Origin of the sequence: Poseidonocella sp. HB161398 (genome assembly GCF_005870025.1) — a bacterium.
Classification (GTDB): domain Bacteria; phylum Pseudomonadota; class Alphaproteobacteria; order Rhodobacterales; family Rhodobacteraceae; genus Mangrovicoccus.
Window position 1 is genome coordinate 1 of sequence record NZ_VATA01000227.1, and the last position, 1245, is coordinate 1245.

2 protein-coding genes are annotated in these 1245 nt (G+C 67.1%); both read right to left on the minus strand.

Going from position 1 to position 1245, the window contains the following annotated elements:
* Positions 1-42: 42 nt before the first annotated feature.
* Positions 43-447, minus strand: coding sequence for a transposase (locus tag FGX59_RS36925; RefSeq protein ID WP_138473484.1), 405 nt, complete (start codon positions 445-447; stop codon positions 43-45).
* A 354-nt stretch (positions 448-801) separates the two neighbouring features.
* A complete protein-coding gene (locus FGX59_RS36930; protein WP_138473485.1) occupies positions 802-1071 on the minus strand; it encodes a hypothetical protein in 270 nt (89 codons plus the stop codon).
* Positions 1072-1245: the final 174 nt, after the last annotated feature.

Consider the following 1245-nt stretch of genomic DNA (forward strand, 5'->3'; position numbering starts at 1 on the left):
CTTGTACTTCGTAGGGGCCCAACTGCTCATGCCTACCGGCTATCATGCTGGATTCATGCAGTGAATCCCTCGCACGATTTGTGCAACAAGGCCCATCGCAGCCATCCTCGCCGTCAGCCTACCCGCACCCGCCCGCCCATGCATCTGGCGCTTCGGCATCTTCAGGCGGTTGATCTGTCCCTCGGTCTGGCCGTTGGACCATGGCTCGGCCAGGGCTGCGGCGAGCGCGTCGTGATCTTTCCGGAGGCCGCGCGAAAAGGCGCCCGGCATGCTGTCCTCGGCCTCGCCAAGCCAAGGCTCCAGCGCTGCCTCCGTCCCGTTGCGCACAATTTCCGTGAACCTGCCGGCCAGCGATCTCGCAATCGCCAGAGCAGGCGGCATTGCCTCGACACGCGTGACCGCGAGCGGCTCTTCCCGGTTCAGGCGGTCCCGACCAGATGCCCGCAACCGCGCGATCTTGCGGGCAGGCGGCGATTTGCCCGTCCCAGCGGAGACCTCCCGCCCTGCGCGGCGCTGGCGAGTGGCCCGCTCTTCGAGTTCAAGACCGTCTGCGAAGCAGGTCGATCGTTTCCGGGGATCGACCGAAGCCGCAGAACACGGAGACTGCCCCGGAAACCGTCAGCGCGCTGGCGGCGCCTCAGCTCGGCGCCGTTCCGGCAGCCGCCGGTCCATCCCCGTTCCAGCTTCGGCAGCCAAGGCGCCAGGCTGCTCTCGCGGACCCGGAACACATCCTCGCGCTCGCCGCGAAGGACCTGCCGGACGAGCTTTCGGCTGCGTCCGGTCTGGCACGCAATCCGCCGGTCAGGCCATGCCGCCATCAGCCAGCTGGCGGAGTGCGCAGGGGACCGTCGCGCCAGTGGCACGGCGAGAGCTCCGCAGCACCCGGTTGGTCTGCTGGCGCCGCGGGAAGTCTTCATACTGCAGTTCTTCCGCGGCGGTCAGCATCTTGGGGTCCAGCACACGGGCACCGACCGCCTTGCGGATCACGGACTTGCTTCTCTTCACCGCCACCAGGAAGGCTTCGCTCGCCTGCTGCGGGACCTTCGCGGCCGCACTGCGGCCGTCCGCCATGGCCTCGGACCGATGGCGGCATCATGGCGAACTCCCTGTGCAGTCGCGCAGGTGCCAGCGTGGCGTTGTTGCGCGAAACTAGTGGGATTCATCTTGTGAACCCAGCATGCTAGCCGGGCTGCATGAGCAGACCTCCGAAGCCGACCTGCAAGACCACCAATTGGCAAGCGTATA

What these genes read in the sequence shown, in the direction of transcription:
- FGX59_RS36930 (WP_138473485.1), bottom strand. Translation starts at nt 1,071, where the DNA reads ATGGCGGACGGCCGCAGTGCGGCCGCGAAGGTCCCGCAGCAGGCGAGC.